26 protein-coding genes are annotated in these 26,160 nt (G+C 72.7%); 11 read left to right on the forward strand and 15 right to left on the reverse strand.

Going from position 1 to position 26,160, the window contains the following annotated elements; genetic code table 11:
* Positions 1–140 precede the first annotated feature (140 nt).
* A complete protein-coding gene (locus tag IF23_RS32645; protein WP_245654983.1) occupies positions 141–719 on the forward strand; it encodes a helix-turn-helix domain-containing protein in 579 nt (192 codons plus the stop codon).
* On the opposite strand, the gene IF23_RS0114745 is transcribed toward IF23_RS32645, so the two are convergent.
* Entirely contained in the window at positions 649–2,142 is a 1,494-nt protein-coding gene (locus IF23_RS0114745; protein ID WP_030283693.1) for an MFS transporter, read from the reverse strand. The two genes, IF23_RS32645 and IF23_RS0114745, sit on opposite strands and share 71 nt — an antisense overlap.
* A 7-nt stretch (positions 2,143–2,149) precedes the next feature.
* On the reverse strand, positions 2,150–3,028 hold the full coding sequence (locus IF23_RS0114750) for an AfsR/SARP family transcriptional regulator (RefSeq protein ID WP_078653979.1): 879 nt from the start codon (positions 3,026–3,028) through the stop codon (positions 2,150–2,152).
* Between the two features lie 179 nt (positions 3,029–3,207).
* Between IF23_RS0114750 and IF23_RS0114755 the strand changes: the two genes are divergently transcribed.
* The 3 genes from IF23_RS0114755 to IF23_RS0114765 all read left to right on the forward strand — a co-directional run bounded on the left by IF23_RS0114755 (position 3,208) and on the right by IF23_RS0114765 (position 5,490).
* Complete coding sequence (locus IF23_RS0114755) at positions 3,208–3,633, forward strand: helix-turn-helix domain-containing protein (RefSeq protein WP_030283695.1); 426 nt, start codon at positions 3,208–3,210, stop codon at positions 3,631–3,633.
* A 177-nt stretch (positions 3,634–3,810) separates the two neighbouring features.
* On the forward strand, positions 3,811–4,239 hold the full coding sequence (locus IF23_RS32055; protein ID WP_157848015.1) for a toxin: 429 nt from the start codon (positions 3,811–3,813) through the stop codon (positions 4,237–4,239).
* Between the two features lie 36 nt (positions 4,240–4,275).
* A complete protein-coding gene (locus IF23_RS0114765; RefSeq protein WP_030283697.1) occupies positions 4,276–5,490 on the forward strand; it encodes an MAB_1171c family putative transporter in 1,215 nt (404 codons plus the stop codon).
* Here IF23_RS0114765 and IF23_RS0114770 read toward each other — a convergent pair.
* From IF23_RS0114770 to IF23_RS0114810, 9 genes are all read right to left on the reverse strand, one after another.
* Positions 5,462–5,719 carry an acyl carrier protein gene (locus IF23_RS0114770; RefSeq protein WP_030283698.1) on the reverse strand — a complete coding sequence of 86 codons (258 nt, stop codon included), beginning with the start codon at positions 5,717–5,719 and terminating at the stop codon, positions 5,462–5,464. The genes IF23_RS0114765 and IF23_RS0114770 overlap by 29 nt on opposite strands.
* A gap of 126 nt (positions 5,720–5,845) precedes the next feature.
* Positions 5,846–7,078, reverse strand: a complete 1,233-nt coding sequence (locus tag IF23_RS0114775) for a ketosynthase chain-length factor (protein WP_030283699.1) — start codon at positions 7,076–7,078, stop codon at positions 5,846–5,848.
* Positions 7,075–8,352, reverse strand: coding sequence for a beta-ketoacyl-[acyl-carrier-protein] synthase family protein (locus tag IF23_RS0114780; protein ID WP_030283701.1), 1,278 nt, complete (start codon positions 8,350–8,352; stop codon positions 7,075–7,077). The genes IF23_RS0114775 and IF23_RS0114780 overlap by 4 nt, the downstream gene beginning before the upstream one ends.
* Complete coding sequence (locus IF23_RS0114785; RefSeq protein ID WP_030283703.1) at positions 8,349–9,710, reverse strand: acetyl-CoA carboxylase biotin carboxylase subunit; 1,362 nt, start codon at positions 9,708–9,710, stop codon at positions 8,349–8,351. The genes IF23_RS0114780 and IF23_RS0114785 overlap by 4 nt, the downstream gene beginning before the upstream one ends.
* 14 nt (positions 9,711–9,724) lie before the next feature.
* Positions 9,725–10,165, reverse strand: a complete 441-nt coding sequence (locus tag IF23_RS0114790; protein WP_030283705.1) for an acetyl-CoA carboxylase biotin carboxyl carrier protein — start codon at positions 10,163–10,165, stop codon at positions 9,725–9,727.
* Positions 10,162–11,868: an acetyl-CoA carboxylase carboxyl transferase subunit gene (locus tag IF23_RS0114795; RefSeq protein ID WP_030283707.1), complete on the reverse strand. Its 1,707-nt coding sequence runs from the start codon at positions 11,866–11,868 to the stop codon at positions 10,162–10,164. The genes IF23_RS0114790 and IF23_RS0114795 overlap by 4 nt, the downstream gene beginning before the upstream one ends.
* Positions 11,869–11,882: 14 nt before the next feature.
* Entirely contained in the window at positions 11,883–12,494 is a 612-nt protein-coding gene (locus tag IF23_RS0114800) for a malonic semialdehyde reductase (protein ID WP_030283709.1), read from the reverse strand.
* A 16-nt stretch (positions 12,495–12,510) separates the two neighbouring features.
* Positions 12,511–13,263, reverse strand: a complete 753-nt coding sequence (locus tag IF23_RS0114805; RefSeq protein WP_030283711.1) for a cyclase family protein — start codon at positions 13,261–13,263, stop codon at positions 12,511–12,513.
* On the reverse strand, positions 13,260–14,078 hold the full coding sequence (locus tag IF23_RS0114810; RefSeq protein ID WP_078653980.1) for an SRPBCC family protein: 819 nt from the start codon (positions 14,076–14,078) through the stop codon (positions 13,260–13,262). Before IF23_RS0114810 ends, IF23_RS0114805 begins: the two co-directional genes overlap by 4 nt.
* A gap of 209 nt (positions 14,079–14,287) precedes the next feature.
* Between IF23_RS0114810 and IF23_RS0114815 the strand changes: the two genes are divergently transcribed.
* Genes IF23_RS0114815 through IF23_RS0114825 form a run of 3 tightly spaced genes read left to right on the forward strand, consistent with a single transcriptional unit; the run spans position 14,288 to position 16,942 of the window.
* Entirely contained in the window at positions 14,288–15,139 is an 852-nt protein-coding gene (locus IF23_RS0114815) for an AfsR/SARP family transcriptional regulator (RefSeq protein WP_169750004.1), read from the forward strand.
* Positions 15,091–15,993: a VOC family protein gene (locus tag IF23_RS0114820; RefSeq protein ID WP_030283716.1), complete on the forward strand. Its 903-nt coding sequence runs from the start codon at positions 15,091–15,093 to the stop codon at positions 15,991–15,993. Before IF23_RS0114815 ends, IF23_RS0114820 begins: the two co-directional genes overlap by 49 nt.
* A gap of 49 nt (positions 15,994–16,042) precedes the next feature.
* Positions 16,043–16,942 carry a fumarylacetoacetate hydrolase family protein gene (locus IF23_RS0114825; RefSeq protein WP_030283718.1) on the forward strand — a complete coding sequence of 300 codons (900 nt, stop codon included), beginning with the start codon at positions 16,043–16,045 and terminating at the stop codon, positions 16,940–16,942.
* A gap of 53 nt (positions 16,943–16,995) precedes the next feature.
* On the opposite strand, the gene IF23_RS0114830 is transcribed toward IF23_RS0114825, so the two are convergent.
* Genes IF23_RS0114830 through IF23_RS31215 form a run of 3 tightly spaced genes read right to left on the reverse strand, consistent with a single transcriptional unit; the run spans position 16,996 to position 20,142 of the window.
* Entirely contained in the window at positions 16,996–18,603 is a 1,608-nt protein-coding gene (locus IF23_RS0114830; RefSeq protein ID WP_051739578.1) for a phytoene desaturase family protein, read from the reverse strand.
* Positions 18,604–18,619: 16 nt separating this feature from the next.
* Positions 18,620–19,738, reverse strand: a complete 1,119-nt coding sequence (locus IF23_RS0114835; RefSeq protein WP_030283723.1) for an acyl-CoA dehydrogenase family protein — start codon at positions 19,736–19,738, stop codon at positions 18,620–18,622.
* Complete coding sequence (locus tag IF23_RS31215) at positions 19,735–20,142, reverse strand: lipocalin-like domain-containing protein (protein WP_078653982.1); 408 nt, start codon at positions 20,140–20,142, stop codon at positions 19,735–19,737. The genes IF23_RS0114835 and IF23_RS31215 overlap by 4 nt, the downstream gene beginning before the upstream one ends.
* A gap of 147 nt (positions 20,143–20,289) precedes the next feature.
* Here IF23_RS31215 and IF23_RS0114845 point away from each other — a divergent pair, with 147 nt between their 5' ends.
* A complete protein-coding gene (locus IF23_RS0114845) occupies positions 20,290–21,357 on the forward strand; it encodes a methyltransferase (protein WP_037678219.1) in 1,068 nt (355 codons plus the stop codon).
* Positions 21,358–21,494: 137 nt separating this feature from the next.
* Entirely contained in the window at positions 21,495–21,815 is a 321-nt protein-coding gene (locus tag IF23_RS0114850; RefSeq protein WP_030283728.1) for a hypothetical protein, read from the forward strand.
* A gap of 673 nt (positions 21,816–22,488) precedes the next feature.
* On the opposite strand, the gene IF23_RS0114855 is transcribed toward IF23_RS0114850, so the two are convergent.
* The gene (locus IF23_RS0114855; protein WP_030283730.1) at positions 22,489–23,427 is read right to left on the reverse strand and encodes an alpha/beta hydrolase; all 939 of its coding nucleotides are present in this window, start codon (positions 23,425–23,427) and stop codon (positions 22,489–22,491) included.
* A gap of 130 nt (positions 23,428–23,557) precedes the next feature.
* Here IF23_RS0114855 and IF23_RS0114860 point away from each other — a divergent pair, with 130 nt between their 5' ends.
* Positions 23,558–24,589, forward strand: coding sequence for a GlxA family transcriptional regulator (locus tag IF23_RS0114860; RefSeq protein WP_078653989.1), 1,032 nt, complete (start codon positions 23,558–23,560; stop codon positions 24,587–24,589).
* Between the two features lie 298 nt (positions 24,590–24,887).
* A complete protein-coding gene (locus IF23_RS0114865; RefSeq protein WP_030283734.1) occupies positions 24,888–26,093 on the forward strand; it encodes a metallophosphoesterase in 1,206 nt (401 codons plus the stop codon).
* Positions 26,094–26,160 lie beyond the last annotated feature (67 nt).

Here is a 26,160-nt window from a genome sequence, read left to right on the forward strand (position 1 = left end):
CGAAGGGGATCGGTGTCGCTCCGACCACCGTCCCGCGATCGTGACCGGCGTCGGGCACTTCCGCGCGCGCTCCCTCACGCCACCACCCACTGAGGTTTCCAACCTGACGGGAGGTTGGACGGGCGACCCCAGCAGCGGACATGAAGAAAGCCCCTGGTGGACGAGTTCACGACCAAGATCACCAGTCTGCCAGGAGCTTTCGCATACTTGTCTGCCCATCCGGCATCGATCTGTCCAGCCGCACTCTGCAGCACCTCTCCGGTCTCCTCGCAGGCCACCGCCGTCGCATCGGCTCCCGGTGGCATCGCCTGACCTGCGGTCGGCAGGCCCTGCCCGTCCTGACCCACCTGCGCAGCGGCGACACCGACGGCCGCCTCGCAGCAGGTTTTCGCGTCGGGATCGCGACGGCCTACCGGGACACACGCGAGGCCGTCGACCTCCTCGCCGCTCAGGCGCCCACGCTGGAAAAGGCCATGACGACGGTGCGGAAGAAGGCCGGGCCCATGGCATTCCCGCCGCTCTCGCCGCCGACGAGATCAAGTGCTGGGCGGACAAGGCGTACCCGGGCGCGGGCCCTGCTGTCCGCGTCCCGTTCCGAGGCAAGAATCTGCGCGGCTGGCGCCTGCGTCACAACCGCACCGCGGGAGTTCAGGACACGGCCGCCGGGCGCGTCGCGGCCCCGTCCGCCGAGGGCGCCGGGGTGCCGGGGTGGTGGTTGACGAGGAGGGCGGCGAGGGCCGCGGCCAGGAGGAGGAAACCGGACGCCCACCAGAGGGCGGTGGCCGAGCCGTGGGACACCGCCTCCAGGCCCAGTCGGCCGGACGGCTCCGGACCCGAGGCGCCGTGGTGGTGGAGGTAGGCGCCGGTGGCGCTGGTGGCGAGGGTGTTGAGCAGGGCGGTGCCGATGGCGCCGCCGATCTGCTGGGAGGTGTTGACCATGGCCGAGGCGACACCGGAGTCCTGCGGTGCGACGCCGTACGTGGCCAGGCTCATCGCCGGTGTCAGGGCGGTGCCCATGCCCAGCCCCATGACGGCCATACCGGGCAGGACGACGGCGGCGTAGGAGCTGTCCGGAGTGATCCGGGCCAGCAGCGCCAGCCCCCCGGCGGCGACGAGGTAGCCGGGCGCCATCAAGGTGCGGGCCGACAGGCGCGGGGCCAGGCGGGTGCCGATCTGGGTGGCGCCGGTCATCATGCCCGCCGTCATCGGCAGAAACGCCAGCCCGCACTTCAGCGGGCTGAAGCCGAGGACGCCCTGAAGGTAGAAGGTCAGGAACAACAGCACACCGAACATGCCGGTGATCGCGAGGGCCAGACAGAGGAGGGCGCCGCCGCGATTGCGGTCGAGGATCACCCGCAGCGGCAGCAGCGGCGCCGACGCCCGCCGCTCGACGGCCACGAAGGCGGTCAGCATGAGCAGCCCGGCACCCATCAGGCCGAGGGTGCCGGGGGCGCGCCAGCCGGTGCTCTCGGCACGGGTGAAGCCGTAGACCAGGCAGGCCAGTCCGCCGGAGGCGAGCAGGACGCCGGGCAGGTCCAGTCGGCGCCCGCCGGGGCGGCCGGCGGAGGGCTCGTGGACGTACGCGAGGGCGCCGAGGACCGCGACGAGGGCGAAGACGATGTTGACGAGGAGCGTCCAGCGCCAGGTGAGGTACTCGGTGAGCACCCCGCCCAGCACAAGGCCGAGGGCGGCGCCGCCACCGGCGATGGCTCCGTAGATGCCGAACGCCTTGGCGCGTTCGCGGGCCTCGGTGAAGGTCACGGCCAGCAGGGACAGGGCGGCCGGGGCGAGCAGGGCGCCGAAGACGCCCTGCAGAGCGCGGGCCCCCATGAGCATGGCGGTGTCGACGGCGGCGCCGCCGAGGGCGGAGGCCGCCGCGAAACCGGTGACGCCGACGATGAAGACGCGCTTACGGCCCCACAGGTCGGCCGCCCGGCCGCCGGACAGCAGCAGGCCGCCGAAGGCCAAGGCGTAGGCGGTGACCACCCACTGCCGGTCGGCGTCGGAGAAGCCCAGATCGTGCTGGGCGGAGGGGAGGGCGATGTTCACGATCGTGACGTCGAGCACGACCATCAGCTGGGCCAGGCAGAGGAAGGTCAGCGCCTTCCAGCGCCCGCCGTCGCGGGACACCGGGGACGGCATCGCGGGCTCAGAGCGCGGGCACGGGCGCGCCGAGGCGGGTCCGCTGGAGGAGGGCGTGCACCTCGCGCGTGTCCGCCGGGCCCGTCGTCCGGCCCGCGCCGTAGGGGGCGGGGTCCGTGGGGCCGAGGATCTCCTGCTGGAGGCGGCGCAGGTCGGGGGAGGGTTCGAGGCCCAGTTCGTCGGCCATGGAGCGGCGGAGCCGGTCGAACGTCTCCAGGGCGTGAGGGCGGCGCCCGGAGCGTTGCAGGGCGAGCATGTAGTACGCGTGCAGATGCTCGTCGAAGGGCTGCTGGAGCACGAGTCCGGCCAGTTCGCCGAGGACCTCCTCGTGGCGGCCGATGCGGAGCACCGTCTCGATACGTAAGCCGCGCGCGGTCCGGCGGGCCTGTTCGAGGCGGGAGACCTCCGCCTGGAGCGGCAGTCCCTGTTCCACGTCGACGAGGGCGGAGCCCTGCCAGAGGTCGTCGGCGAGCTGTAACTGCCGTACCGCGCCGACCTGGTCGCCGGTGCGCAGCGCCGCCCGTCCGGCCTCGGCGAGTCGGCGGAATTCCGCCAGGTCGAAGGTGCACGCCTCGGTGTGGAAGACGTAGCCCTGGCTCCGGGTCCGCAGGAGGTCCCCGCTCACCTTGGCCGACGGGAGGGACATCTTGAGCGCGATGCTGCGGCGGATGTTGCGGATGTAGGTCTGCAGCGCGGTCAGCGCGGTTCTGGGCGGGCTGTCGTGCCACAGCTCCTCGACGAGCTGGGAGACCGGTACGACCTGTGAGTGGTTCATCAGCAGGAGCGCGAGGACCTTGCGCTCCTTGGGGGCGGTCGGGGTCGCCTGCACCTCGTCCGTGTGGAGCGAGAGTGAGCCGAGCACATCGATGCCTATCTGGACTCCCATGGTCCCTCTCCATGACGAGGCGCCCGTCAACCAGAGTCAACTATCAGTTGATAGCGGCCGCATACAGACAACTGCAAGTTGATTGCATTCTGTAGATGTGACCCTTTCATTGTCAACTGTAGGCTGTGAGTGGATAATTGGGGTCGATAACATCCCTGAATGGGGCAGAGAGCGAAAACATGCCGGACAACAACGGTCAAGTGGTGCTCGCGGAACGGCTCAACACCCTGTTCCGCACCAGTCGGCCACGGGGAAGGAACTGGAGCAACCGCGAGGTGGCCGAGGAGGTCAAACGCATCAACCCGGGGTTGAAGGTGAGCGGTGCGTACCTCTCGGCGCTCCGCACCGGCCAGCGGTCCAACCCCTCCACCGGCCTGCTGAGCGCCCTGGCGCAGTTCTTCGGTGTCTCGCCGGCCTATTTCGTCGATCCCGACCACGCCGACCGCGTCGACTCCCAGCTGGCGGCGCTCAACGAGCTGAGCCAGGCAGGTGTGCGCGATGTGGCCCTGCGCGTGGTGGGGCTGCCGCCGGAGAGCCTCGCCGCCATCACCGCCGTCATCGACCAAGTCCGCAAGCTGCAGGGATTGCCGCCCGTTGAGGAGTAGGTCCACGTAGTGTCCGCTCTCCTGAGACCGCTCCGGGCAGTGTTCCGGGGGAAGGCCGACCTGCGCCGCGCCTGCCAACGGCGCCTCGCGTCGCTCGGCGCCCCCGGTCCCCGGAGCACCGCCGAACTACGCAGCCACATCAGCGCGTTACGTGGTCGGCCGATCGTCACCGTCCCCATGAAGCTCAAGCCTCCCGAGCCCTGCGGGATGTGGATCGCCTGGCCGGACGTGGACGTCATCGTGTACGCGGCCGACACCGGCCACGCGTACCGCAACCACATCATCGTCCACGAGCTGGCCCACATGCTCTGCGGCCACCGCACCGCCGACGACCTGATCGGCCCAGGGACCGGCGCCCTCTTCCCCGATCTCGCCCCGCAGCTGGTGCGGGACGCCCTCCACCGGTCCGGGTACACCGATCCGCAGGAGCGCGAGGCCGAGATGATCGCGTCACTCTTCCTCAAGCAGGCCCCCGCCGATCCTCCGGAGGCCGCCGGGGAGATGCCCCGCGCGGACGCGGAGATCCTCGCGCGCATCGAGGCGACCATCGTCGGCTCCCGGCTGCCACGCCCGGTCGGCCCCGGCGCCCCCGGACAACCCGGCTGACCCCCGCCTCCCCGCACCAACTGCCTTCGAGGAACGTTGCTTGACAGCCTTCCCAGCCGGATCACCGGCTGGTTCTGCGCCGCCGCGGCCCTCGCCGCGTTCATCTACAACGTCCCCGTACTGCTGCGCAGCCGCCGGGACCCGGCCGTGCTCGCCCTGTGCGGCTTCTTCCTGTCCTCCACGGTCAGTTTCCTGGAACAGCTCAACCGGGTGACCGCGACCGCCACCCTGCTCCCCGCCTACCAGCGGCTGGCGCCCCTGGTGACCGAGATCGCCGTCGTCGGGCTGACCGGTGCGCAGACGGTGTTCCTCACCTACTGGTCGCACCGGCCCGACGCCGCGCGGCCCCGGGCGCGCCGCAGGGCCGCCGCCTGGGTGGGCGTGGCGGCGCTGCTCGTCGTCCTGAATCTCGCACTGGGGCTCGACGGGCGGCGGCTCGTGGCGGACCGGCTCAGCACCGCGGACATGCGCGACCCGGGGTACGCGGCGTACCTCTACCTCTTCTTCGGGGTGTGCGCGTTCGGTCAGCTGGAGACGGCGCGGCTGTCCTGGCGGTACATGAGGATCGCCCAGCGGTCGTGGCTGCGCCGGGGCATGGGCGCCGCCATGCTGGGCGCCGTGCTCTCCCTCGGGCACTGCGCGCTCCGCTGCTGGGAGATCACGGGTGCGCTGACCGGGAACGCCGCGGCCCTGCCGTCCGCCCCGGACTGGCTCACCGGGGACATCGGCACCGTCCTGAAGGTGTTCGGCTGGACGGTGCCCGCCTGGGGGCCGAGTCTGGGCCGGGCCGCGCGGTGGTGTGCGAAGTACCGCTCCTACCTGCGGCTGTGGCCTCTGTGGCGGGCGCTCTACCGGGCCGTGCCCGACATCGTCCTCGACCCGCCGCCACTGCGTCATCTGGGACATCTGCTGCCGCCCCGGGACCTGGACTACCGGCTCTACCGGTGCGTCATCGAGATCCGGGACGGGCAGCGCGCCCTGCTCCCCTATGTGCCACCCGACCTCGGTCGGCACCTCGGCACGCTGCTGCCCGGGCCCGATGCCGAGGCGTGCGCCCTGGCCGTGGCGCTCCAGGAGAAGCGGGCGGGCCGGGTGCCGGGGCCCTCGGCCGCCGGTCCGGGGGCGGAGGGCTCCGGCCGGTCGGCCGGGCTCCAGGACGACATCGCGTGGCTGGTCCGGGTCGCGGACGCGTTCGTCCGGCTGCGTCGGCGGGCCGGGCGGCTCAACCACCCTGGTTCGCCGCCTCGTTGACGGCCGCCATGAGGGCGCGCGGGGTGTCGAGGTCCCCCACCACCTCCTCGGGCAGCGCGACACCGTAGTCGTCCTGGATGCGGGCCGCCGTCTCCAGGAGGGCGAGCGAGTCGCAGCCGAGCGTGTCGAAGGGCAGGTCGAGGGCGTCGGCGGGGTCGCCGGAGAACTCCAGGTCCCCCGCGCTCCGGGTGAGCAGGCTGATGACGTCCTGGGCGGTGAGCTGTGCCATGGCGGTCTCTCCTCGGTGACGGTGCGCGGTCGGTCGGTACGGAGCGGGGACGGGAAAGCGGTACGGCGGTGGGGTGGTCCCGCGGGCGGCGCGGGGCGGTGCCCGCGGGACCGGGGGCCGCACGGGTCAGCCCGGGGCGTCAGCGGGGTCCGTGCGCCGGACGACCACGGCCGAGTTGAAGCCGCCCTTGCCGCGGGCGAGGACCAGGGCGGCGTCGGCGTCGCAGTGGCGGGGCTCCCCGAGGACCAGGTCGATGCCGTACGCGCGGGGCACGCTGGTGGGCGGGGCGGCCGGCAGGACCCGGTCGCGCAGGGACAGCAGGGCGGCGGCCAGGTCGAGCGGCCCGCCACCGGCGAACAGCCGACCGGTGAGCGCCTTGGGGACGGTCACGGGGACGCCCCCGGGACCGAACAGTTCCCGGACGGCATCCGCCTCCGCGGCGTCCGCGGCGCGCAGCCCGGCCGCGTCGGCGAAGACGGCGCCCACGTCGGCGGGGCGCAGGCCGGCGTCGGCGAGGGCCAGTTCGGCGGCCCGGCGCAGGCCCGGCGGGCGGCCGCTGCCGGGGGCCGGGTCGAACGTGGCGGCGTAACCGGCGATCTCGCCGTACCCGGTGCGGCCGCGGGAGCGAGCCGTGTCCGCGTTCTCGGCGATGAGGATCGCGCCGCCCTCGCCCGGCACGTAGCCGCCCGCGTCCGCGTCGAACGGGAGGTAGGCGCGGGCCGGGTCGGTCGAGGTGCTGACCCGGCCGCCGGACAGGTGGGCGGCCCAGCCCCAGGGGTCGAAGGCGGAGTCGAGGCCGCCGCAGACGACGAGCGGGGTGCCGAGGCGGACGGCGCGGCGCGCGTTGCCGACCGCGTCGAGTCCCCCGGCCTGTTCGCTGACCACCACGGCGCCGGGGCCGCGCATACCGTGCCGGATGGAGATCTGGCCGGTGTTGACGGCGTAGAACCATGCGAAGGATTCGTAGACGCTCACCTTCGACGGGCCCTCGGACCAGAGTTTGCGGAACTCACGGTGGGTGAACTCGAAGCCGCCGGTGGCGTTCGAGGTCATCACCCCCATGTCGAACTCCGGCAGCTCGGCCGGGTCCACACCGGCGTCCTCCAGGGCGCTCGCCGCGGCGGTGAGCGCGTACCGGGTGGAGACGTCCGTCTGCGGCAGGAGCCGCTTGGGCAGATGTTCCGCGGCGTCGAAGCCGCGGATGAGACCGGCCAGCCGGGAGGCGTACCGGGTGGTGTCGAACCCGGTGATCTCGCCGATACCGCTGGTTCCGGCGAGGGTCGCCGCCCAGAAGTCCTCCGTGTCACGGCCGTTGGGCGCGAGGACGCCGATGCCGGTCACCACGACCTTGTCCGTCATGCGCGGTCCCCGTCCGGGCGGCGCAGCACCATGGCGCTCTGGAATCCGCCGAACCCGCTGCCCACGCTGAGCACCGTGTCCACCTCCATGTCGCGTGCCGTGAGCGGCACGTAGTCCAGGTCGCATTCGGGGTCGGGCTCGTGCAGGTTGGCGGTCGGCGGCACCACTCCCTGGTCGATGGCGAGGGCGCAGGCGGCGACCTCGATCGAGCCGATGGCGCCGAGCGAGTGCCCGACCATCGACTTGAGGGAGCTGACCGGAACCCGGTAGGCGTGGTCGCCGAGGCTGCGTTTGAACGCGGCGGTCTCGTGCCGGTCGTTCTGCTTGGTGCCGGAGCCGTGCGCGTTGACGTAGTCGACGGCGGTGGGGTCGATCCGCGACTCGTCCAGGGCTGCCCGGATCGCCTCGGCCATCTCCCGGCCGTCGGGCTTGAGGCCGGTCATGTGGTACGCGTTGAGCCGGGTCGCGTAGCCCGTCAGCTCGGCGTAGATGTGGGCGCCGCGCCGCCGGGCGGCGGTGTACTCCTCCAGGACGAACATGGCGGCGCCCTCCGCGAGGACGAAGCCGTTGCGGGTGGCGTCGAAGGGGCGCGAGGCCCGTTCGGGCTCGTCGTTGCGCGCGGTGGTCGCCCTGATCGCGTCGAAGCAGGCCACGACGATCGGGGTGACGGGGGTGTCCGCCGCTCCGGCGACCATCACGTCCGCGCTGCCCTCCTGGATGAGGCGGCAGGCGTGGCCGAGCGCGTCCAGGCCCGAGGTGCAGCCGTCGGAGACCATCGCCGCCGGGCCCTCGGCCCCGGCCTCCCACGCCACCTCGGCGACCGCGGCGCCCGGCGTGAGGTAGTCGAACATGTGCGGCGACAGGTACGCCGGGTCCACCTCCCACTGCCGTCCGGCGTCGGAGAGCACCAGGTACTCGCGCTCCAGGCTGGTCGCCGCGGCGACGGCGCTGCCCAGGGTGACGCCGACGCGGTGCGGGTCGAGCGCGGCGAAGCCGACGCCGCTGTCGGCCATCGCCTCGCGGGCGCAGACCACCGCGAACTGCGCCGAGCGGTCCATCCGTCTGATCTGGCGTGGCGTCAGACCTTCCTGGACCGGGTCGAAGTCGCACTCACCGGCGACCTGGGAGCGGTACGGGGCCGGGTCGAAGAAGGAGATCCGGCGGGTCGCCGTGCGGCCGGAGGTCAGCAGGGACCAGAACTGCTTCCGCCCCGCGCCCCCCGGCGCCCGTACCCCGATCCCCGTGATCACCACGCGGCGTGTCGGTCGTGTCATCGGACGGTCTTCACCCCTAACACCTGAGAGACGATCGATGTGCTGTACTCCCCGCCGCGGAAGGCGGGTTCGTCCATGACGCGGCGGAGGAACCCGAGGGTGGTGTGCACCCCGGGGCCCGTGATGCGGAACTCGGCCAGCGCCCGGTCCATGCGGCGCAGCGCCTCGTCGCGCGTCGGCGCCCACACCACGGCCTTGGCCAACAGCGAGTCGTACGAGGCGGGCACCTGGTAGCCCTCGAAGGCGTGGGTGTCCACGCGGACGAACGGGCCGCCCGGGGGCACGAACTCGGTGAGCGGGCCGGGCGCGGGCGCGAAGTCCCGATCCGGGTCCTCCGCGTTGATCCGGCACTCGACCGCCGCGCCGCGCAGCTCCACGTCCTCCTGCCGCAGGGTGAGGGGCCGCCCGGCGGCGAGGTGGAACTGCTCCTGCACCAGGTCGATCCCGGACAGCATCTCGGTGACCGGGTGCTCCACCTGGATCCGGCAGTTGACCTCCATGAAGAAGAAGTCACCGGCCTCGTCCACCAGGAACTCGAAGGTGCCCGCCCCCTCGTACCCGACCGCCCGGGCACCGCGTACCGCGGCCTCGCCCATACGGGCCCGCAGCCCGGCGGGCAGCCGCGGTGCGGGGGCCTCCTCGATGAGCTTTTGATGCCGACGCTGCACGGAGCAGTCGCGGTCACCGACGTACACGGCACCGCCTGCCCCGTCCGCGAGGATCTGTACCTCCACGTGGCGCGCGGTGGGCAGGTAGCGCTCGACGAAGACGGTGGGATCGCCGAAGAGGGCGCGGGCCCGGGCGACGGTGTCGCGGTGGGCGGCGGCGAAGCCGGGCGGGTCGTGGACGACGGTCATGCCGCGCCCGCCGCCGCCGGCGGCCGCCTTGATGATGACCGGGTAGCCGATGGTGTCGGCCACGGCGCGGGCTTCGGTGGCCGAATCCAGCGGGCCCGGGCTGCCGGGCAGGAGGGGGAGTCCGGCGGCGGCCATGGCGGTGCGGGCCGCGGTCTTGTCCCCCAGGCGCCGGATCACGTCGGCGGGCGGGCCGATGAAGGCGAGACCTTCGGCGCGGCACACCTCGGCGAAGTCGGCGTCCTCCGACAGGAACCCGTATCCCGGGTGCACGGCGTCCGCGCCGGTGCGCCGGGCGGCCTCGATGAGGGCCGGGATGTACAGGTAACTCCGGCTCGCGGCGGGCGGGCCGATGTGCACGCTCTCGTCGGCGCAGCGCACCACGGCGGAGCCGGTGTCCTCGGACGAGTGGACGGCGACGGTCCGCACGCCCAGTTCGCGGGCGGCGCGGGCGATACGCAGCGCGATCTCGCCGCGGTTGGCGATCAGTACCTTCTCGAACATCGCATATCCCGCCGTCAGGCCGCCGGTGCGAGGGCGAAGAGCGGTTCGCCGTACTCCACGGGGTCGCCGTCCCGCTTGAGGATCTCGGCGATCCGTCCGGGGCGGTCCGCCTCGACCGGGATCATCAGCTTCATCGCCTCGATGACGGCGATCTGCTGCCCCGGCTCGACGAGGTCGCCCTCGCTGACGAACGGCTGTGCCTTCGGGGACGGCGCGCGGTGGAAGACGCCGACGGTGTCCGCGCAGAGCCGTTCCGCGTGCGCCTCGGGCGCGGGAGGGTCCGCGTCGGCCGGGGCGCCGGACTCCGGCGCCGCGTCCCACTCGGCTTCGAGGACCAGCTCGCCGGCGCGTAGCCGCAGCGCCTTCGGGGGCCGCGGGAACTCCCGGACGAGCCGGACCGCGTGGCTGCGCAGCCGGTCGAGGGCGTCTTCGGTGCCCTCCGTGGTCGTGGTCACGATTGCATCGCCTCCTCGGTGGCGGTCAGGAAGGACTCCACGGCGCCGAAGGCCCGGAAGCGGGCGTGCCGTTCGGAGACGAGCACCTGCGCGGGCAGGGCGCGCAGTTCGGCGAGGACCGAGCCGAGTGCCGCGTGCACGTGGTCGGCGGCGCGCACCGGATCGCTGTGGGCGCCCTGTGCGGGCTCGGGCACGACGGCGTCGGCGATGCCGAGGCGGAGCAGTGCGCCCGCGTCGATCCGCAGCGCCTCCGCCGCCTGCGGGGCCATCGCGGGGTCGTTCCAGAGGATCGCCGCGCAGCCTTCGGGGCTGATGACGGAGTAGAGGGAGTGGGCGCAGACGAGAACGCGGTCGGCGACGGCCAGGGCGAGGGCGCCGCCGCTGCCGCCCTCGCCGGTCACGAGGGTGATGACGGGCACCGGCACCCCTGCCATCAGGCGGATGTTCTCGGCGATGACGACCGCCTGGCCCTGCTCCTCGGCCTCCACGCCGGGGTACGCGCCCGGCGTGTCGACGAAGGTGATCACCGGCAGGCCGAGTTTTCCGGCGAGCCGCAGCAGCCGGGCCGACTTGCGGTACCCGGCCGGGGTGGCCATGCCGAAGTTGCGGGCGCGCAGCTCCGCGACGGTGTGTCCCTTCTGTGTGCCGATGACCATCACCGGCACCCCGTCCAGCCGGGCGGGCCCGCCGACGATCGAGGGGCATTCGCCGCCCGCGCGGTCGCCGTGCAGTTCCTCGAAGCCGGTGAAGAGCCGTCCGATGTAGTCGAGGGTGGTGGGCCTGCCGAGGTGCCGGGCGCGCCGTACGGTCTCCCAGGCGTCCGCCTCGGGGAGTTGGTCGGGGTCCCGGATCAGCGCGGTGCCGTCGGGCGGCGGGACGGTGTCCGGACGGGCCGGGGCCGCCGCGGCGAGCAGCCGGGCCAGGGAGTCGCGGAGTTCGGAGCGGGGCCGGACGGTGTCCACCAGGCCGTGTTCCAGGAGGTGTTCGGCGGTCTGGAAGCCTTCGGGGAGGTCCTGGCGGAGGGTCTGGGCGATGACCCGGGGTCCGGCGAAGCCCATCCGGGCGCCCGGCTCGGCGATGATGACGTCGCAGAGGGTGGCGAAGGAGGCGGCGACCCCGCCGTACGTGGGGTCGGTGATCAGCGAGAGCGTGAGGATGCCGGCCCGGTCGAGGTCGCCGAGGACCTGCGCGGTCTTCGCCATCTGCATCAGCGACAGCGCGCCCTCCTGCATCCGGGCGCCGCCCGACGCGGTGACGATCAGCAGCGGGACCCGCTCGTCGAGGGCGCGCTCGGCGGCGCGGGTGATCAGTTCGCCGACCGCCGAGCCCAGGCTGCCGCCGAGGAACCGGAAGTCCATCACCGCGGTGAGCACCGGGTGCCCGCCGAGGGTGCCGCGCGCCAGCACCACGGCCTCGTCGAGTCCGGTGGCCAGGCGGGCCGCCGCCAGCCGCGCCGGGTACGGCTCGGTGTCGGTGAAGCGGAGGGGGTCGCCGCTCCACACCGGCAGGGGCAGCAGCTCGGTGCTGCCCTCGTCGAGGAGTTGTTCGATGCGTTCGGGGGCGGTGAGCCGGTGGTGGTGCCCGCAGCCGGGGCACACCCGCAGGTTCCGGACGAGCCGGGGGCCGTAGACCATCTCCCGGCACCGCGGGCACACCGCCCAGTCATCGCCCTGCCCGGGGCGGGGCTCTGCTGTCTGTCTCATCGTGGCCTTCCGGGTCAGACGGTGGTCAGGACGTCGTGGAAGGGGAGCCGGGGCAGCCGGGGGTGGCCCGGCTCCCGGGCGGGGCGGCCGAGGGTGACGGCGGTGACGATCTCCCGCGTGCCGTCGCCGAAGAACGCCTTGTTGATCCCGTCGGCGTCGTAGCCCACGATCGGCCCCGCGGCCAGGCCCGCCGCCCGGACGCCGACGATGAAGTAGGCGACCTGGAGGGCGGTGTTGAACCGTGCCGACTCGCGGCGTACCGCGGGATCGGCGAAGAGGTCCTTCGCGCGGGGCAGGTGGGGGAAGAGGTCGGGGAGCGTCTCGTGGAAGCGGAGGTCCGCCGCGAGCAGCGCGATCAGCGGTGCGGATGCGGCCTTCGGCCGGTTGCCCCGGTGAAGGTGGGAGATCAGCTCCCGGCGGGCCTCCTCGGAGCGCACCAGGACGATGCGCATGGGCTGCTGGTTCATGGACGTCGGCGCATACTTCACCAGCTCGTAGACGGCCCGCACCTGGTGGTCACCGACGGCTTCGGGAGTGAAGGCCGTGGCGGTGCGGGCCTCGCGGAACAGCAGGTCCTGTGCCGCGGGGTCGAGCACCAGGTGACGGGAGGCGGCCGCGGGGGTCATGGTCCTCCTCGTGCGGTCAGTTCCCGGGGACGTGGGCGACGACCCGGGTCCAGCCGGCGCCGGCGCCGGCCACGGCCACCGGGAAGCAGGTGACGGTGAATCCGGTGGCCGCCGGCAGGTCGTCGAGGCGGGTGAGTTTCTCCAGCTGGAGGTAGGGGGCGGTGCGGCCGTAGAGGTGCGCGGGCCACAGGTGTCCGTTGTCGCCGGTGCGCCGGTAGTCCTCGATCATGCGGTGCATGGGGCGGTCCAGGCCCCAGGCGTCGATGCCGATCACCCGCACCCCGGACTCAACGAGGTGGGCGGTGGCGTCGCCGGTGAGCCCGGGGTACGCGCGCAGGTAGTCGGCGGAGCCCCACAGCCGGTCGGCGCCCGTCCACAGCAGCACGATGTCGCCGGGGGCGAGTGTGTGGCCGATCCGCTCCAGCGCTGCCGTCACACGGCCGGTGGTGATGCCCTCGCCCGGTGGGACGTCGCGTACGTCCAGGCGGACGCCCGGGCCCTGGCACCACTCCAGCGGCACCTGGTCGATGCTCCAGGCCGGTTCCCCGCCGCTGACCGGGCCGTAGTGCAGCGGGGCGTCCATGTGGGTGCCGGTGTGGGTGGTGAGGGTGACCGTCTCGTTGGAGATGGCCATGCCGTCGGGGAAGTCCTCGGGGGCCAGGCCCAGCACCGTGGCGCCGGTGCGGTGGTCGAGGAGTTCGACGGTGACCGGGGTGGCCTCGCTCGGCGTGGAGCGGGTGGCGACACTCAGGTCGATGAGCCGCGTCATGCCGTCCCGCCCGCCCGGCGCTCGGCCTCGGACCTGACCGCGCCGAGATCGTCCACGCTGTTGCGCTCGACGCCGCCCTGGAGCAGTTCATCGGCCTGCTCGTAGGTGAACTTGCCGGCCACCTTGCCGTCCACCGGGTCCTTGGGCCTGAAGTCGTGGGTGAGGACGAGTTGGGTGCGGTTCTCGGTCAGCGGGTAGGCGCGCCATTCGCCACCCATGTGGCCGATGAGCGGGGCGAGTTCGAGCTGGAGGTAGGTGATCACATGGCGCTCGTGGTCGATGTCGCGGCGCGAGACCCACGACTGGATCTGGCCGTTGACGTCGACGACGAGGCGGACGATCTGGTGCGTCTCGGAGGACTCGATGATCTTCGCCTCCTGGGTGGGCGGGAAGATCCGGGCGTACCCCTCGACGTCGACGAGGACATCCCAGACCACGTCCACGGGGGCGTCGACGGTCACCGTGTGTTCGGTGTGCCGCAGTGAGCGCCGTCCGGTGAGGGTGATCTCGGGGTGGTTGGCGTAGGCGGCTTCGTACGAGATCCGCGAACGCCAGTCGGCCAGGAATTCGTGCACGTGCGGCTGCTCGGAGAATGCCCGCAGCGCGTCCAGGTCCTTGGCGGCGAACTGCGCGACGGCCTGGCCGGTCATGCCCTTCGCGTTCTCGTCCACGGGCAGCCACCGGTGACGCTCGTGGCCGAAGCCCTCGATGTGCTCGGACCCTTCGGTCAATTCCCGCAGACTGTCGAAGAACTGACGCTGCTGGTCCTCGGTGACCTCGTCGTCGAACCGGTAGATCAGGGTGTGCAAAATCATGGGCACCTTCCCGTTCGGGCAGTCGGCGGATGGTTCGGGAAATCCGTGAGCCCCGGGTGAGGACAGCGGCTCACGTGGATCCACTCTGGGCGGCGGACCTCAAGCGCCCCTCAAGACCGGCTCACGGAGAACTGCTTGAGTACGGCTTGAGCGCGGCTGCCTAGGCTGCTGGGGAATTCCACGAGGGAGTGTGGATGACAGGGGGTTCGATGCTCGACATCCGAGTACTCGGTCCGCTTCAGTTGCGTTCCGGGAATGCACTGCCCACGCCGACCGCACCCAAGGAAAGGAAGATCCTCGCACTGCTCCTCATGCACGCCGGGCACACCGTTCCGGTCACCACCCTCATCGAGGAGCTGTGGTCCGACCGGCCGCCCAGGACCGCCGTGACGGCGATCCAGGCGTACGTCCTCAACATCCGCCGCAACCTGGCCGTCGCGCTCGGGCTGCGCACCGCCGACGTCCGCGCCGACCTGCTGCGGACGAAGAACAAGGGGTACGCCTTCCACACCGTGGACTGCCACTTCGACCTGCCCCGCTACCGCTGTCTGGAGAGCTCCGGGCGGCAGGCGCTGCGCGCCGGAGACCGGGACCGGGGCGTACGGCTGCTGCGCCAGGCGGACGGCTTGTGGCACGGCTCTCTGCTCGCCGGCGTCGACCGCGGATTCCCGCTGCGCGCGGCGACGGTCTCCCTCGAACAGTCCCGCCTTTCGGCACGTATCTTACGTATCGAGACGGAAATCGGTATGGGATGCCATCAGTGCGTACGGCCCGAACTCGCGGAACTCGTCGCCCAATTCCCGTTCGATGAACTGCTGCACCGCCACTACATGACGGTGCTCCACCTCAGCGGAATGCGAACGGAAGCCCTCGACGTATTCCGCCAACTGCGCCGGACCATGGCTGAAAAGACGGGCCTGGAGCCCTCGGATGAGCTTCAGTCGCTGTATCAGGAAATCCATGGTGAAAGCCATGGGGCAATCGGCAGAGAAATGCGAGAAAGGACTGTACGGTGCGGATCTCCAGCCTCCTCCACTACGGCCTGCAAGTCCCCGATGTGAGCCGGGCCGGCCGGTTCCACGAGGACTTCGGCCTGTCGGTGACCGAGCGCGGCGACACGCTGGCCGTGCGCTGCGACGGCCAGGACCTCGACCGGACCCTCCTCCTCGAAGGGCCGGACAAGCGGCTGCACCACGTGGCGTTCGGCGTCGCCCCCGGCACTCTGCCCGCGATGCAGCGGCACCTGGAGGGCCTCGGTGTACGCCTGGAGGACGCGCCGCCCTCCGGGGTGGAGGGCGGCCTGTGGCTGCGCGACCCCGACGGCAACCGGATCACCGTGCGGGAGGAGCGCCCGCTGCCGCCGCCCGCCGCCGCCCCGCCCATGAACCTGCCCGGCGGCCTCCGGCGGATCGGCGAGGCCCGGTGGCCGTCCGCCGACGCGCCCGCCCGCCCGCGCCGCCTCGGCCATGTGCTGATCTTCGCCTCGGACGTGGCCAGGTCGGAGCGGTTCTACCGGCGGATCCTCGGGCTCGGCGTCTCCGACCGGGTGCCGGGCGTGGTCACCTTCATGAACTGCGGCCCCGGGGACCACCACGTCTTCGGCCTGGTCCAGAGCACCCACCCCGGGCTGCACCACTCCAGCTGGGAGGTCGGGAGCATCGACGAGATGGTGCTCGGCGCGCGCACCCTCGCCGAGCGGGGCAGCGGCCTGAGCTGGGGCCTGGGTCGGCACACCTTCGGCTCCAACCTCTTCCACTACATCCGTGACCCCTGGGGCAGCTGGGTCGAGTACTTCCTCGACATGGACCAGATCACCGCGGACTGGACGCCGCGCGACTGGCAGGACGTGCCCTCCGCCGTCTGGTGCCCGCTGCGCCCGGACGGCTTCACCACGAACCTCGAACCGGCCCCGTGACCCCCGCGTACCTCCCTTCCCCCGTGACACCGTGAAGGAGACACCGGCAGTGCCCCACGAACCCTGGTCCCTCGTCAGCTACGCGAGCGCCGACGGCCCGCGCACCGGCATCCGCACCTCCGGCGGCACCGTCCACACCGCCCCGGGCGAGCTGGCCGACACCCCGCTGATCACGCTCCTCGACCGGTGGGCGCGGGTCTCCGACACGCTGCGCACCTGGCGCCCGGAGGCCGCCACCGCCGTGCCGGGCGCGGTGCTGCTCGCCCCGCTGACATACCCCGGCAAGATCCTGTGCGCCGGTGCGAACTACCACAGTCACCTGGCGGAGATGGGCGTCGAGGCGCGGCAGCCGCCCGCCGAGGGCTACTTCTTCACCAAGACGCCGCGGACCACCGTCATCGGGCCCGGCGAGGCGATCACCTTTCCCGGCGGCCCAGACCGGCGGCTCGACTGGGAGGCCGAACTCGCCGTCGTCATCGGCAAGGAGGGCAAGGGCTTCGCCCCGGACGAAGCGCTCGGGTACGTCGCCGGGTACACCATCGCCAACGACGTCTCGGCCCGCGACGCGCTCCGCCGTGAGGAGGCCGTGGGCCCGCCGTTCGCGTACGACTGGCTGCGCACCAAGTCCCTCGACGGCTTCTGTCCGCTGGGGCCCGGCATCGTGCCCGGCTGGTTCGTCGACGACCCGCAGGACCTGGGCATCCGGCTGTGGGTCAACGGCGAGGTGAAGCAGGACGCGCGGACCGGCGACATGATCCGGCCGGTGGCCGAACTGCTCTCCGTCGCCGCCCGGGACATGACGCTGCTGCCCGGCGACGTCGTCCTGACCGGTTCGCCCGCCGGGGTCGGGATGGCGCGCGGCGAGTGGCTGGAGCCCGGCGACGAGATCGTCATCGAGATCGAACGGCTCGGTCGGCTCCGCAACACCGTCGGGCACCCGGAGCGCTGACCCGGGCGGGCCCGGCGGGGCACCGGGCCACGCCGGGCCCGCCGGGCCGGGGCTCAGTCCCGCGCCGGTACGGCGGGGATGCGGGGAAGGCGCAGGTCTCCGCCGTGCCGCAGGACCGTGCCGGAGCCGATGCCGAGGTCGTCCAGGAGGACCTGGGCGGCGTTGCGGCCGGGCCAGCCGCTCACCCCGCCGCCGGGGTGCGTACAGGCCCCGGTCTGGTAGAGACCCGGCACCGGCATCCGGTACGAGCTCCAGCCGGGCACCGGCCGGTTGGTGCCGAGTTGGGACGGGATCATCTCACCGCCCATGTAGCCGCCCTCGACGAAGTGGCGGTTGGCGGCGGCGAGGTCGACGGGCGAATGGACGGAGCGGGCCAGTTCGTCGCCGGGCGTGTAGCCGGTGACGTGGCGCGCGTACACCTCGACGAGTCGCTGTGCGTACCGCTCCTTCTCGTCCGCCCAGCCCGCCGGGTCCCCGTTCAGGCGGTAGGGCGCGTAGGTGAAGAGACGGACCGAGGCCAGGCCCTCCGGGACGCGGGTCGGGTCGGCGACCGACGGGGCGAGCGCCACCATCATCCGGTCGTCGCCGGACAGGACGCCCGCGGCGACGTCCCGCCACTGGGCGGTGAGGCCGCTCAGCGTGCCGAAGGTGGTCGTCACGGGCCGCAGCGCGCCGCCCGGGGCGGGCAGCTGCGGGGCCTCCCGCAGGGCGAGGTGGACCTGGAGCACCGAGGCGCCGTTGCTCCAGTGGCTCAGCTCGCCGAACTCCGGCGGCAGCTGGACGTCCGGGCCCAGCAGCCCCGCCAGCTGGGTCACATGGGCCGCGGACAGCACGGCCCGCCCGGCCGTGAACCGCTCTCCCCCGGCGGTCTCCGCCGCGGTGGCCCGCCCGTTCTCCACGGCGATCCGCGTCACCCGCCGCCCGCACAGCACCTGGCCGCCGTTGGCCCGGATGCAGGCCGTCAGCGCCCGGGGCAGCGCGGCGGAGCCGCCGACCGGGATGACGCCCAGGGTGCGGGTGAGCAGCAGCGCGAACTCCGCCGGTACGAAGCCGGTGCCCGGTCGGCCGAGGTTGCCGATCGCCGAGGCGAAGCCCAGCAGCAGGGCCCGGGTGCGGTCGTCCTCGAAACGCTCGTGGACCACGCCGAACCCGTCGCGGGCGGCGAGCGCGTCCAGCCGCCGGGCGGCGTCCTCGTCCGTCGGCTTCCCCGTGCCCGGCGGCACCGTGGAGCGCCGCACCCGCTCGGGCAGCAGCGGCTCGTACTCGGCGAGCATCTGCGTGAACGCCTGCGCGTCGGCGCGGGAGTAGCGGCCGATGGCGTCGGCGGTGGCCTCCGCTCCCAGCTCCACGGCGACCGGCCCGGAGTCGCCGTGGCAGGAGACCAGGGCCGGGGACGGGGCGGCGTAGCGCAGTCCGTACTCGGCGACCAGGCCGAGTTCGTCCTCGCCCACGGCCGGGTTGAGCTGGGCGTACATGTGGAACGTGGACGCCAGGTCGTCCGCGAAGCCGGGGAGCGTCAGGGCGCCGGTGGAGGTGCCGCCGCCCACCTCGTCCTGCTCCTCCAGCACCGTCACGGCAAGGCCGGCGCGGGCCAGGTAGGCGGCGGCGATCAGGGCGTTGTGGCCGGCGCCGATGACCACGACGTCGCTGTGTTCGGTCATATCGGGTTTCCTTCGTTCACGGTCGGTCGGTCGTCCATCCCCAGACGTCACGCACGTAGCGCGTGCTGCTCCGGTCGAGGTCGAGGGCGCCGTGCGAGACCGCGGTCCGCACGTCCCGCCAGGCGCGCTGCAAGGGGTCCGTCTCGGCGAGCATCGCGGAGCCGGACAGCCCGGCGATCCGCTCGACCGCGTCGCGGATCAGGTGTGCCGCCGTCGCGGCGTCCCGCATGGTGCGGGCCACGGTTCCGGTGTCCGTCGGGGGCGTGTCCGCGGCGGACACCGCGCGGTCCAGGAGCAGCTGGGCGATGTCGAGTTCGGCGCTGCCGCGGGTCAGGGCCAGCCGGGCGGTCGCGTCGCGTGCGGTGCGCCGCCGCGCCCAGCGGGTGAGGGCCGCGGTGGCCGCGCCCAGGGCGGGTGCGGCGAACAGCGGCGGGCCGCAGCCCGGCAGGGGCGCCCGGTAGCAGGCGGCCGTCGTGGGGTCGTCGCTGCCGTCGGCCAGCGCGGCGTGCGGGAAGGTACGGGCGTCGGGTACGCGGACACCGTCGAGGTGGACCGAGTCGCTCGCCGTGGCCCGCATGCCGGTGGCGCACCACGTCTCTGCCACGCGGTACTGCGCGCGGGGCACGGCGAAGTACCGGATGTCCGGCGGTCGCTCGCCCGCGACGCACAGCAGCGACCAGTCGGCGTGCCGGACACCGCTGAGGAAATCCCACCGCCCGGAGAGGATCCAGTCGCCGCCGGAACGGGTCGCGCTCCCGGCGGGCCGCAGCGCGCTCGACAGGGCCGCGTCGGGGCCGCCCGCCCACACCTCGTCCTGCCCGGCGACCGGCAGGAACGCCGCCATCCGGCCCGACGAGGCGTGGATGAGGCCCACCCACGCGGCGGACACACAGCTGCCGCCGACGACCCGCAGCGCGCGGGCGAGGTCCCCGAAGGTGCCCTCGGCGCCGCCGTGGCGGACCGGGACGAAGTGCCGGGCGAAACCGGCGGTCAGGAGCCGCGCGACGGTGTCCGGCGCGAGCCGCCGCTCCCGGTCGGCGGTGGCCGCGCGGTCGGCGAGGACGGCGGCCGTGCGGTGCGCGGCGGCCGTCAGCGCGTCCGGCGCCGTCCGCGGGTCGGCGGCGGCTGCGCTCACCGGCCCTCCCCCGCCCGGCGCCACTCCAGGACGCGTCCCACGTCCCGGCCCTCGAAGACCACTGTGCCGGTGAGGCTCAGCAGCCCGTCGGCGAGATGGAGTTCGCGGATCTGGTCACGGTCCTTCAGCGCCGGGGTGTGGGTGACGGTCACCCGGTGGATCATCCGGGCCCCCGCCAGCCGCCACGTTCCGGCGTATCCCATGAAGTCGAGGGGGACGGGCGTCGTCGGGCGGCGGGTGGAGGCCGCGGTCCGCATCAGGCTCACCGACATGTGGCCGTCGTCGCTGTAGATCAGGAGACCGCGCGGGTCCGGCCCCAGGGGGCCTTCGGACCGTTCACCGCCGGGGTCCGCGTCGTCGAACGCGGCCAGGCTCCACACACCCGCTACATCGCTTCGCTGCATGGGCCCGACGCTAGGGAGCGCCCCTCAAGGAGGCGTCAAAGCCCGTTGGATTAGCCGCTCTTGAGCGGTGCCTGAGCCCGTGGGCCGAGAGTCGGGACGATCGGCGGCCACGGGGCCGTCCGTGTCGTTCCGACCGCGGAGGGGTGGATGAAGATCATCAAGACCGAGCCGGCCACGGTGACGCACGAGGGCGAGGGGGACGGTCCGGTGCCCATGACCGTACTGCGGGAACTCTCCCTCAGCTCCGCCGGCGCCGCCGCGCTCCGCGTGGCCTCCCGCATCGGCATCGCCGACCTCCTGGGCGACGCCCCCGTCCCCACCGCCGAACTGGCCGCCGCGCTCCAGGCCGACCCGGAGGTCCTGGAGCGGCTGCTGCGCACCCTGAAGCAGTACGGCATCTTCACCGAGACCCCCGAGGGCCACGTCCACACCCCCGCGTCCCGGCTGCTGCGCGAGGACCACCCGGAGACCTTGAAGTTCTGGGTGCAGTGGGTGACCGAACCCTGGACCTGGGAGCTGTGGCCGCACCTGGAGGAGGCGGTGCGCACCGGCAAGGGCCACTTCGAGGAGCGGTACGGGACGGACTTCTTCACCCACCTGCACCGCGAATCGCCCGAGTCGACGGAGGTGTTCAACCGCTCCCAGACAGAGTTGAGCCGCCTCGCCTCGGACGCCATCGCCGACCGCCTCGACCTGCGGGGCGTCCGCACCCTGGCGGACATCGGCGGTGGCCGCGGCCACACCCTGGCCACCCTCCTGGAGAGGAACCCGGACCTGGACGGCACCCTCGTCGACCTGCCCGCCGCCGTGGCCGAGCCCGACCCGCGGCTGCGCCCCGGAGGCGCCCTGTCCGCGCGGGCACGGGCCGTGGCGGGCGACTGCCTGAAGGAGATCCCGGTCGAGGCGGACGTCTACCTCTTCAAGAGCATCCTCGAATGGGGCGACGACCGGACCGTCACCGCACTGCGCAACGCCGCTCGCGCCGGGCACCCCGGCAGCCGGATCGTGGTGATCACCAACCTCGTCGACGACAGTCCGGAGATCCGCTACGCCACCGGCATCGACCTGCTGTTCCTCCTCAACACGGACGGCAAGCGGCACACGAAGAAGGGCGTGACGGCGCTCGTCGAACGGGCCGGTCTGCGGCTCGAAGGGGTGGCCCCCCTCACCTCTCACCTCCACGCGGTCGAGGCGTCCGTCCCGCCGGGGAGCTGACCGGCGCGGCCCGAACGCCGGGAACACTCCGCGCCCTTGAGCGCTCCTTGAGCGCGCCCCGGGACCCTTTATGGTGCAAAGCGTGTAGCGGGAGAGCCGGCACGCACTGATCGCACCCCATAGGTCCAGAGGCGAAAATGATCATCCATACCTTGGTCTTCTCCTTCTCCGACTCCATGCCCGAAGCGGAGCGGAACCAGTTCTTCACCGAAATGGGCGAGGTCATCCTCGGCTCCGGTCTGGCCGAGAAGATCGACCACAAGCAGCACCTGCGACTGCCGGACGACGACTACGCACCCGTCTTCGTCTCCAGCGCGATCGCGGAAATCAGCTGCAAGGACCTCCCCACCCTGGAGAAGCTCACGGGCTACGCCAAGCTCGGCGAGTTCCGCGACAAGTGGCAGCAGAAGTACCCGTACAAGGTCGTCTGGGTGAACCACGAGAGGCTGACGGTCTGATCCGACAGCCCCGGCCACCGCAGAGGCGCTTCCGCCACGGAAGCGCCTCTGCTCGTGCCACCGCGCCTTCCCCTTGCGCCGGGCCCGGCGAGTTACGGGACACCTCCAGGTGACGCGGACCTTCCGGGCCGACGCGCCCGCCCTTGCCTCGTATCCCAGCATTATTGCTGGTCAGAGACGCGCAGGCCGTGTACCACCAGCAGACGAAACATCTCCCGGCAGAGCCGACAGGAACCACGCTCAGAGGTCAGTGGAAAGTGGGTCCGTGGCGTTCCGCCGCCCGCAGTTCACGCTCGGGCTGCACTCGGACGACGAGAGAGCGTTCATGGTGCGCACCGCCGCACTCGGTGTCGTAACAACTGCCGTAATACTCAGCTCGCCCGGCTTCGCGTCAGTGACACCGACGAGCCCGTCGGCCACTCCCGCGGCGTCTTCATCACCGGAAGCCAGCAGAGTTCCGGAGGGCGGCGCGGCTCCGCCGGAGGCGGACACCGGTCACGGTCAACGGCGCCCCGGCAGGGGACGGTTGGAGTCGGGCCCTGTGCGGCTGGGGAGGGCGGCCCCTACTGCCGGGTGAGTCCGGTGCGGCGCCCCTTGTCAGGTACTTCCTCTCCGGGATTCGGTGTTGCGGTGCTTGTATGCCTTCCCGTCGTGGGTCGGCGGGGACGTCCTGTCAGGGGTGGAGGGCCTGGCGCAGGGTGCGGACCTGGTCGGTGAGGTTGTGTTCGCTGAGGTGGGCCTGGGGGAAGAGGAGGTCGAAGCCGTGGACGGCGCCGGGGACCTGGACGAGTTCGGTGGTGACGCCGGCGGCCGACAGCCGTGCGGCGTAGTCGCGGCCCTCGTCGCGCAGCGGGTCGATCTCCGCCACGGCGATGTAGGTGGGCGGTAGGCCGCTGAGGTCGGTGGCGCGGATCGGGAAGGCGTAAGGGTCGGCGTGGTCGTCCTTCGCGTAGTACTGCACGGCCAGTTCCATGGCGCCGCGGTTGAGGACCGGGGTGTCGGTGAACTCCCGTGCTGAGGTGCTGGTGAGGCCGCTGTCCACGCTCGGGTAGGTCAGGGACTGGAAGAGCAGGCGCGGGCCCGCCTGGTCGCGGGCGCGGAGCACGGTGGAGGCGGCGATGTTCCCGCCCGCGCTGCCGCCGGCCACCGCGATGCGGGTGCGGTCTCCGCCGAGTTCGGCCGGGTTGTCGGCGATCCAGGTCAGGGCGGCGTAGGCGTCGTCGGCTGCGGCCGGGTAGGGGTGTTCGGGGGCGAGGCGGTAGTCGACGGAGACGACGACGGCGTGGGCATCGCGGGCGTAGCGCAGGGAGCGTCCCTCTTCGGCCTCGGGGGATCCGTAGGTGAAGGCGCCGCCGTGCACGTAGAGGATCATCGGCAGGTCTTCGGTGGCGTCGGGGCGGTAGACGCGCAGCCGCAGTTGTCCTGCGGGGCCGGGGATGTGGAGGTCGCGCACCTTGACCTGATCGTCGACGGGGGTGTCGGGGCGGGCGCGCAGGAGGGTGTAGCGCCGGGGGTCGGCGAGGACGGCGTCCAGGCCGTGGAGGGGGAAGACGCCGGTGTCGGCGGTGTCGAGCAGGGTCTGGATCTCGGGGTCGACAGCGGGGACGGTCATGGCTGGATGGCCACCTTCCGGGTGTTCGGCCGGGTGCTGCCCGGTCCGTCGGGCGGGACTGAGCTCAGTCTCTGCCGGTCATCAGCGGCACAGAAGTGGCCCGGTGGCCGCTATGTGCAACTATCGGGCCATGAGTGTTGTGACACCGCATCATGTCGCCGTCCTCGCCCTCGCGCCGGTGGTGGCCTTCGACCTGAGCATTCCGGCCCAGATGCTGGCCGCCGTCGAAACCCGCGCGGGCACCGCGGCCTACGAGGTGCGCACCCTCACCCCGGACGGCTCCCCGGTACCGACGGTGAACGGGTACGGCATCACGCCCCAGGGCGACCTGTCCCTGCTGGAGCACGCCGACACGGTGATCGTCGCCGGGACCCGCTGCCCGGAGGTGCTGGACGCCGGTACGGTGGACGGCTCCGTCGCCGAAGCGCTGCGCGGTGTGGTCCGGCGGCGCGCCCGGTTGGTGTCCCTGTGCACCGGCTCGTTCGTCCTCGCGGCCGCCGGACTGCTGGAAGACCGCCGGGCCGCGACCCACTGGCGCTACGCGCAGCAGTTCCGGCGGCTCTTCCCGGAAGTCGTCCTCGACACCGGCCCGCTGTACATCGCCGATCGCGGGATCCTGACGTCGGCCGGTGGCGCGGCCGCCATCGACCTGTGCCTGCACCTGGTCCGGGAGGACCACGGCAGTTCCGTGGCGAACCGGGTGGCGCGGTACAACGTCGTCGCGCCCATGAGAGAGGGAGGGCAGGCGCAGTACATCGAGCACCCGGTCCGGGAGGACGCGGGCACCTCGACGGCCGGGGCACGGACGCTGATGGCGGAGCAGCTGGACCGGCGGCTGTCCCTCAAGGACCTCGCGGCCCACTGCCACATGAGCGTGCGGACCTTCACCAGGCGCTTCCGGCAGGAGACCGGGCTCTCCCCTGCCGAATGGCTCACCTCGGCCCGCCTGGCACACGTACGCCATCTGCTGGAGTCGACCGAACTGCCCGTTCACGACATCGCCGCCAGGGCCGGGCTGGGCAGCGACACCAATCTGCGCAAGCACCTGCGCACCGCGCTGGACACGACCCCGTCCGCCTACCGGAGCGCCTTCCGCTCCGCCACCGCTGTCGGCGCACCGCGCCTCTCCGAGGACCATCGGGTCCGGTCCGCGGGCACGTGACGCCGTTCGGCGCGGGTCGTCCCGGAACACGACCACCTGCACGGAACGTCGGCCGCGCCGGGAATTGAGCCCACCGCGCTGGCGCACGGCTCTCACGCCGCAGAGGTCGCTACGTCCCGTCGTCGAGTGCCTGGGACGTCGCAGGCACCCGCCGCGTCCTCAGTCACCTGTGCGACAACGAACGGGAGGTCTGAGGGGACGGCGCGGGTCGGGCGGTACGAACACCCCGACCGGCCGGTCCGAGGGCAGCCGGATACAGTGCGCGCGACGGCATTCCGGTTGTCCAAGGAGGGGACGCGTGACCGATACCGGCGAGGCGCGATCCGTCGACAGCGCAGCGCACGAGACCCGACGGAGCGGACTGCAACGCCTGATGCAGGTCCTCCCCCTGATCGCCCCCGTGCTGCTGTGGGCCGTGCCCTGCTGGCTGCTGCTGTACGCCGGTCAGCACTGGCCACCCGCCGTCACACTGGTCGGCACCGCCCTGTCCGTCCTCGGCCTGATCGGCATGCCGCTCGCGATGGTGCGCGGCCACGGCCGACGGCAGAAGGACCGCGCGGCCGTCGTCGGGGACACTCTGCTGGGCATCATCTGGACCTTGTTCACCTGGTCCGTTCTGCTCGGCGTCCTGCTGCGCCCCGCCCTGGCCGTGACCGGCGTCGGCGACGGCCAGGGCCAGGCTCGGACCGTCACCTGGGCGACCCTCGGCACAGCCGCCGTGCTGCTCGCCTGGGGGTACGTCGAGGCGCGCCGGGTGCCACGGGTGCGCCGCCTCGACGTTCCTCTTCCGCGCCTGGGAGCCGGGTTGGACGGAACACGGGTCGTCCTCATCACCGACACCCACTACGGCCCGCTCGACCGCGCCCGCTGGTCGGCGCGGGTCTGCGAGACGGTCAATGGCCTCGCCGCCGACCTGGTCTGCCACACCGGGGACATCGCGGACGGTACGGCGGAACGCCGCCGCGCCCAGGCCGCTCCGCTCGGCACCGTGCGGGCCACCCGGGCCCGGGTCTACGTCACCGGCAATCACGAGTACTACAGCGAGGCCCAGGGCTGGGTCGACCTGATGGACGAGTTGGGCTGGGAGCCGCTGCGCAACCGGCATCTGCTGCTCGAACGCGACGGCGACACCCTGGTGGTCGCCGGTGTGGACGACGTCACCGCCGAGTCCTCCGGCCTGGCCGGTCACCGGGCCCATCTCGCCGGGGCCCTGGACGGCGCCGACCCCGACCTGCCCGTCCTCCTCCTGGCCCACCAGCCCAAGTTCGTCGACCGGGCCGCGGAAGGCGGCGTCGACCTCCAGCTCTCCGGTCACACCCATGGTGGCCAGATCTGGCCTTTCCACCATCTCGTCCGCATCGACCAGCCCGCCCTCGCCGGTCTCAGCCGCCACGGCACCCGCACCCTTCTCTACACCAGCCGCGGCACCGGCTTCTGGGGCCCGCCGTTCCGCATCTTCGCCCCCAGCGAGATCACCCTGCTCGTCCTCCGCGCCCCGCAGTGACCTCCCGGACAGCCCCTGTGCCGCGAGGCGGCACCCAGCTCTCGGGCCGGGTGCCGCACGGGAGCAG

This window comes from Streptomyces catenulae, from assembly GCF_000718015.1.
Lineage (GTDB): Bacteria > Actinomycetota > Actinomycetes > Streptomycetales > Streptomycetaceae > Streptomyces > Streptomyces catenulae.